Origin of the sequence: Achromobacter sp. (assembly GCF_049647645.1) — a bacterium.
GTDB lineage: Bacteria > Pseudomonadota > Gammaproteobacteria > Burkholderiales > Burkholderiaceae_B > Achromobacter.
In genome coordinates, this window is record NZ_JBARYB010000272.1 from 26,140 (window position 1) to 32,944 (window position 6,805).

General features: G+C 69.1%; 6 protein-coding genes and 1 pseudogene. All 7 read left to right on the forward strand.

Features of this window, described 5'->3' with window-relative positions; genetic code table 11:
• Position 1 precedes the first annotated feature (1 nt).
• Positions 2 to 970, forward strand: coding sequence for an HlyD family secretion protein (locus tag WBB14_RS31360; RefSeq protein WP_424243236.1), 969 nt, complete (start codon positions 2 to 4; stop codon positions 968 to 970).
• Positions 967 to 1,929: an ABC transporter ATP-binding protein gene (locus WBB14_RS31365; protein WP_424243237.1), complete on the forward strand. Its 963-nt coding sequence runs from the start codon at positions 967 to 969 to the stop codon at positions 1,927 to 1,929. The genes WBB14_RS31360 and WBB14_RS31365 overlap by 4 nt, the downstream gene beginning before the upstream one ends.
• A complete protein-coding gene (locus WBB14_RS31370) occupies positions 1,926 to 3,071 on the forward strand; it encodes an ABC transporter permease (protein WP_424243238.1) in 1,146 nt (381 codons plus the stop codon). The genes WBB14_RS31365 and WBB14_RS31370 overlap by 4 nt, the downstream gene beginning before the upstream one ends.
• A gap of 6 nt (positions 3,072 to 3,077) precedes the next feature.
• On the forward strand, positions 3,078 to 4,559 hold the full coding sequence (locus WBB14_RS31375; RefSeq protein ID WP_424243239.1) for an efflux transporter outer membrane subunit: 1,482 nt from the start codon (positions 3,078 to 3,080) through the stop codon (positions 4,557 to 4,559).
• Between the two features lie 132 nt (positions 4,560 to 4,691).
• Positions 4,692 to 5,408: a DNA-binding response regulator gene (locus WBB14_RS31380; protein WP_424243240.1), complete on the forward strand. Its 717-nt coding sequence runs from the start codon at positions 4,692 to 4,694 to the stop codon at positions 5,406 to 5,408.
• 117 nt (positions 5,409 to 5,525) lie between these two features.
• On the forward strand, positions 5,526 to 6,008 hold the full coding sequence (locus WBB14_RS31385) for a YbaK/prolyl-tRNA synthetase associated domain-containing protein (protein WP_424243241.1): 483 nt from the start codon (positions 5,526 to 5,528) through the stop codon (positions 6,006 to 6,008).
• A 26-nt stretch (positions 6,009 to 6,034) separates the two neighbouring features.
• Positions 6,035 to 6,805, forward strand: a pseudogene (locus WBB14_RS31390) (FUSC family protein); the annotation flags it as partial.

Consider the following 6,805-nt stretch of genomic DNA (forward strand, 5'->3'; position numbering starts at 1 on the left):
CATGCGCATCCATCCCGTCTTGCGCCGCCCCCTGCCCGCCTGCTCGCTGGTCCTGCTCGCCCTGGGCGGCTGCGGCAAGGACGAGCACGCCTTCTTCCAGGGCTACGCCGAAGGCGAATACGTCTACGTGGCGTCCTCCGAGGCCGGCAGGCTGGCCGAACTGCCGGTTCGGCGCGGCCAGCAAGTGGCGGCCGACGCGCCGCTGTTCGCACTGGAGGCCACGCGCGAAATCGCGGCGCGCGACCAGGCCAGCGCACAACTGGCCGCCGCCGTGGCGCAGCAGGAAGACATCGCCACCGGCAAACGCCCCGCGGAAGTCGACGTCAGCCGCGCCCAACTGGCCCAGGCCGAGGCCGCCAGCCGTCGCTCCGCGGCGCAACTGCGGCGCGACACCGACCAGTTCCGCATCGGCGGCATCGCCCGCGCTCAGCTGGACGACAGCCGCGAACAGGCGCAGTCGGACGCGGCGCGGGTGCGCGAACTGCAGGCCCAGCTGGAAGTGGCCCGCCTGCCCGGCCGCGACGAACAGCGCCGCGCCCAGGCAGCCGAGGTGGACGCGGCCAGGGCGGCCCTGGCCCAGGCGGAATGGACGCTGGCGCAGAAGCGCCTGGCCGCGCCGGCCGCGGGACTGGTGTTCGATACCTTGTACCGCGTGGGCGAATGGGTGCCCGCGGGCAGTCCGGTCGTAAGCCTGTTACCGCCGGGCAATATCAAGGTGCGCTTCTTCGTGCCGGAAGAAGCGCTGGGCGCGCTGAAGGTGGGCCAGCAGGCCACGGTGCGCTGCGATGCCTGCGGCGATCCCATCCCCGTGCGCATCGACTACATCTCGACCCAGGCGGAATACACGCCGCCCGTGATCTACAGCCGCGAAAGCCGCAGCAAACTGGTCTACATGGTGCAGGCCCGGCCCGCGCCCGAAGCCGCCACGCGGCTGCATCCCGGCCAACCAGTCGAGGCGACGCCGCAATGAACGCGCCGGCCGCCACGCAAGCGCCCGCCGGGCAATACGTCATCGACGTGCACGGGCTGAATAAGCGCTTCGGCGACAAGCACGTCGTCAACGACGTGTCGCTGCAGGTGCGCGAAGGCGAGATCTTCGGCTTTCTGGGTCCCAACGGCAGCGGCAAGACCACCTGCATCCGCCTGATGTGCGGCCTGTTGACGCCAGACTCGGGCAGCGGCACCTGCCTGGGATACGACATCCTGCGCGACAGCGAGCAGATCAAGCGGCACGTCGGCTACATGACGCAGAAGTTCTCCTACTGGGACGACCTGACCATACGCGAAAACCTGGATTTCGTGGCGCGCATGTATGGCATGCCCGACCGCAAAGCCACGGTGGACCGCGCGCTGGAAGACCTGGGCCTGCAAAGCCGCGCCAAACAGCTGACGGGATCCTTGTCCGGCGGCTGGAAACAGCGCCTGGCGCTGGCGGCCTGCCTGCTGCATCAGCCGAAACTGCTGCTGCTGGACGAACCCACCGCCGGCGTGGACCCGACCGCGCGCCGCGACTTCTGGGAGCAGCTGCATGAATTGGCGGCGCGCGGCATCTCGGTGCTGGTCAGCACGCATTACATGGACGAGGCCGAGCGCTGCCACAAGCTGGCCTACATCTCCTACGGCAAGCTGCTGACGCAGGGCACGGCCGAGGACGTCATCGCCGAACAAGGCCTGACCACCTGGGCCATCCACGGCCACAACCTGGTGCCGCTGGCGCAGCGGCTGCGCGGCGCGCCGGGCGTGGACCAGACCGTGGCCTTCGGCTCCGCCCTGCACATCAGCGGCCGCGACGCGGCGCTGCTGGAACGTACGCTCCGGGAGGCCATCGCCGGCCAGGACCTGAGCCTGGAACGCATCGACACCAGCCTGGAGGACGTCTTCATCTATCTGATGAAGCGTTCCACCGACAATTTCGCGAGCCGGCCATGATGCGCCATCTGCAAGGCTTTTCCTGGTCGCGCTGGTGGAGCATGGTGCTCAAGGAGTTCCTGCAGCTGCGCCGCGACCGCATCACCTTCGGCATGATCGTGGGCCTGCCCATCATGCAGCTGGCGCTGTTCGGCTACGCCATCAACACCAATCCCAAGCAGATGCCGACGGCGGTCATCAGCGCCGACCACAGCCCCTTCACGCGCAGCTTCGTCGCGGCGATGAAATCGTCCGACTATTTCCACATCGTCGAGGAACTGGACACCGAGGAGGCCGGGCGCAAGGCGTTGGCCCAGGGCCGCGTGCTGTTCGTGCTGACCATACCGCCGGACTTCAGCCGCAAGCTGCTGCGCGGCGAGCGCCCGGCGCTGCTGATCGAGGCCGACGCCACCGACCCCATGGCGACCGGGCTGGCCATAGGCGCGGCCACGCAGCTGTCGCAGGCCGTCGCGACCAAGGACCTGACCGGCCCGCTGGCCAACCTGGCGGGCGGCCAACCGCCCTTCGACGTATTGGTGCACCAGCTCTACAACGAAGAGCAGATCTCGCAATACAACACCGTGCCGGGCCTGATGGGCGTGATCCTGACCATGACGCTGGTGATGATGACCGGCCTGGCCATGACGCGCGAGCGCGAACGCGGCACCATGGAAAACCTGCTGGCGATGCCGGTGCGGCCGATCGAAGTCATGACGGGCAAGATCGTGCCCTACATCGCGATCGGCCTGATCCAGTCCAGCATCATCCTGCTGGCCGCGCACTTCGTATTCCACGTGCCGTTCCAGGGCTCGCTGCTGGCCGTATACCTGTCGGCGCTGGTGTTCGTGGCCGCCAACCTGACGGTGGGCATCACCCTGTCGTCGCTGGCGCAGAACCAGTTGCAGGCCATGCAGCTGACCATGTTCTATTTCCTGCCCAACATGCTGCTGTCCGGCTTCATGTTCCCCTTCCAGGGCATGCCGCTGTGGGCGCAATACCTGGGCAACCTGTTGCCGCTGACGCATTTCAACCGGCTGATCCGCGGCATCCTGCTCAAGGGCAACGGCTGGTGGGACCTGTGGCCCAGCATCTGGCCGCTGCTGCTGTTTACCCTGGTCGTCATGACCGCCGCCGTGAAGTTCTACCGCCGCACCCTGGATTGAACCGCCATGTCCCGCCCTACGCCCCTGCCCTTTCCGTCCGCCGCCGCACACAGGCTGGCCGCGCCGGTCCTGTGCGCGCTGCTCGCGGGCTGCGCGGTCGGACCGGACTTCGAACGGCCTGCGCCGCCGCAGGTCGACGCCTACGCCGCGCCGCGCATGTCCGCTGCGTCCACGGACGCGCAGCGCCTGCAGGCCGACGCCGACATCCCGGCGCAATGGTGGCAGTTGTTCCGCTCCGAGACGCTGGATCAACTGGTGCGGCAGGCGCTGCAAGCCAGCCCCACGCTGGAACAGGCGCGCGCGCGCCTGCGTCAGGCCGGTGAAGACCTGAACGCCGAAACCGGCGGCCGCATGCTGCCCAAGGTCGACGGCAACCTGTCGGTGACGCGCCAAAAAGTGGACCCCTCGGCCTTCGGCGTGCCGGTAGCCGAGCAGCCCCCGCCCTTCACGCTTTACAACGCGTCCATCGACGTGTCCTACACGCTGGACGTGTTCGGCGGCAACCGCCGCGCGCTGGAAGGACTGGGCGCACAGGTCGATTACCAGGCGCATGAGCTGCAGGCCGCGCGCATGTCGCTGGCCGCCAACGTGGTCACCGCCGCCATCCGCCAGGCTGACCTGAACGAACGCCTGGCCGACACCCGCGAGCTGCTGGCGGCCCAGGCGCGGCAGCAGGACATCATGCGCCAGCGCCAGCAGGCGGGCGGCGTTTCCGAGGCCGACCTGCGCAACCAGGAGCTGCTGGTCGCGCAGACGCGGGCGACGCTGCCGCCGCTGGAGTACCAACTGGCGCAGGCCACGCACCAGTTGGCGGCCTACCTGGGCCGGGCGCCGGCCGATCTGCGCTCCGCTCCCCTGCGGCTGGCCGACCTGACGCTGCCGGCCGACGTGCCCATCGGCGTGCCCTCGGCCCTGACGCGTCAGCGGCCCGACATACTGGCGGCCGAGGCCTTGTGGCGCCAGGCCTCGGCCAATGTGGGCGTGGCCGTCGCCAACCAGTATCCGCAATTCACCCTGACCGCCAGCTTTGGCTCGCAGCGCACCCGCGTGGGCGACCTGTCCAATGGCCTGAACGTCTGGAGTCTGGGCCTGGGACTGGTCCAGCCGCTGTTCCACGGCGGCGAACTGCGCGCGCGCACGCGCTCGGCCGAGGCCGCCTACGATGCGGCGGCGGCCAGTTACCGTCAAACAGTGTTGGAGGGCTTTCGCCAGGTGGCCGACGCCTTGCGTGCGGTCCAGACCGACGGTGATGCCTACCAGGCCAGCGACGAGGCATGGCGCCGCGCCGACGAGGCCGAACGCATCGCGCAAGGCCGCTACCAGGCCGGCGGCATCAGCCATCTCAGCCTGCTGGATAGCCAGCGCCAGTTGTTGCAGACACGCATCGCGCGCACCGCTGCGGACGCGGCGCGCCATGCCGACACCGCCGCCCTGCTGCAGGCATTGGGCGGCGGTTGGTGGAACGAAACGACCGCGGACGCACCATAACGGTGCCGTCTGCGCGCAATGCGTAACCATGTCCGAGAATTCGGGCAAAAAAATGGCGTTGTGCGAGGTTTAGGAAACCGCTGTATCCGATGCATCATGCATGCGCTCATGCTGCACAGATCACAACGATTCATGAATGACCTACTAGACCTGATCGTCTTCTCTCCCGCCCCCGAGGTACGCGCGCAGCGCAGCGCGGCGCTGGCGGAAATGGGCTTCTCGCCCCGGCTGTGCGAAGACTCCAACAGCCTGTTCCGGCTGTTCCAGGCCCACCGCACTCCATTGCTGGTGATGGAAGCCGGACTCTCCGATCTCTGCATGGCGGTGGCTGGCCTGCGCGCCATGGACACCACCGCCGGCATCGTCGCCGTATCCGCCTTCGATACCCCTGAAAACCGCATCCTCGGCCTGCATTGCGGCGCCGACGTCTGCCTGCCGCCCGACGTGTGCGCCGCGGAAATCGCGGCCGCGCTGCAGGCGCTGGTACGCCGTATTCCTGCTGTCGCCAGGCGCGCCGCGGACGCAGAACCGCGCCCGCTACAGCCCGTGCCGAGCGAAGCGGCCGGCAAATGGCAATTCCATGACGCCGCCTGGACCCTGGTCAGTCCGCAAGGCACGCGGCTGGCCTTGACCTTGGCCGAGCGGGAATTCCTGCTGAGGCTGACGGCGTCCGCCGACAAGCGCCTGCCGCGCGCCGACCCGGGCACGGATCCGCACAGCGGCCATGAAACCATCCGCCGCACCGACGTGCTGGTCAGCCGCCTGCGGCGCAAGGCGCAGGACCTGAACCTGGAACTGCCTATCCGCACCGTCTGGGGCTGGGGCTACGCCTTCACCGGGGAAATCTAGGGCCATCGGGCTGGGCTTCAAGAGCGCACCCGCCGGCGCGGCCGGCGGCGGGCGTATCATGCGGCGTACGAGGCCGACTCCCGGCCTGCGCCCGCCACGCACCACCTTCGCGCCGACATGGAAGTCTTCGAACGCCTGCAAGCCCTGCTTGTCCTGAACCAGGCCCGCTACCGCCTGATTGAACACGCCGCGGCCGGCCGCTCCGTCGAGGTCGCGGCGATCCGCGGCACCGAAGTCAGCCAGGGCGCCAAGGCCTTGGTCTGCCGCGTGAAGATATCCTCCAACCAGCGCAAGAACGTGCTGGCGGTGTTTCCCGCCGACAAGCAGGCCGACCTGGACGCCATCGCCCGCGCGGCGGGCGGCAAGAAGGCCTCGCTGGCGTCGCAGGACCTGGCGCGCGAACTCACCGGCTGCGAAATCGGCGCCATTCCCCCCTTCACCTTCAACCCCGAACTGCACCTGCTGGTGGATCCCAGCCTGCGCCTGCGCCATGGTGAAATCGTGTTCAATGCGGGGCGCCTGGACGCCTCCATCCTCCTGAACACGGAAGACTATTTCCGCCTGGCCGCGCCCGAAGAGGCGCCGCTGATCAAGGCCTGATTGCCAGGCCGCGCCACGAGGCCGCCATGTTCCACTCCTCGCTGAAGCATGCCGCACGCGGCTCCAACATGCGTTGGCTGATGAGCCTGGCGCACATGGAGCCTTCGCCCGTCAGCCGCTGGGTGGCGCTGCGCGCCGCCCTGGCCATCGGCCTGCCCTCGGCGGTAGGCCTGGCGCTGGACCAGAGCGCGGCCGCGGCCCTGGTCGCGCTGGGCGCGCTGCCCGCCATCACCGGCGACAACGGCGGCCCCTACCGCAACCGCGCGCTGTCCATCGGCTCCACCGTGTTCGGCGGCGCGCTGGGGTATTTCCTGGGCACCTTGATCGCCGGACACGGCCTGTGGACCTCCGCCGCGATGACGCTGCTGGTGCTTGCGGCCAGCCTGGTCGGCACCTTCAACAACATCGCCGCCGTCGCCACGCTGCAATTCGCCGTCTACGTGATCGTCGGCGCCAGCCTGACGTCGCCCCTGCCGCCCTGGCTGCCTTCTGTCCTGGTGGGAGCCGGCGGCCTGTTCGGCCTGGCGCTGACCTTGACGGGCTGGGTGGTCAACCCGATAGCGCCCGAGCGCGCCGCGGTGGCCATGGCCTACCGCAAGCTGGCGGCCATGTTCGCCGCCATCGGCACCTCGCGCACCATGAGCGCGCGGCGCGATATGGAAGCGGCCATGACTACCGCCTATGACACCGTGCTGGCCGCCCGCCGCAGCGCCGCCGGCCCTTCCCCCCGGCTGGCGCGGCTGGCCGCGCAGTTGCAGGCCTGCACGCCGCTCACCAACACCGCGCTGGCGCTGGCC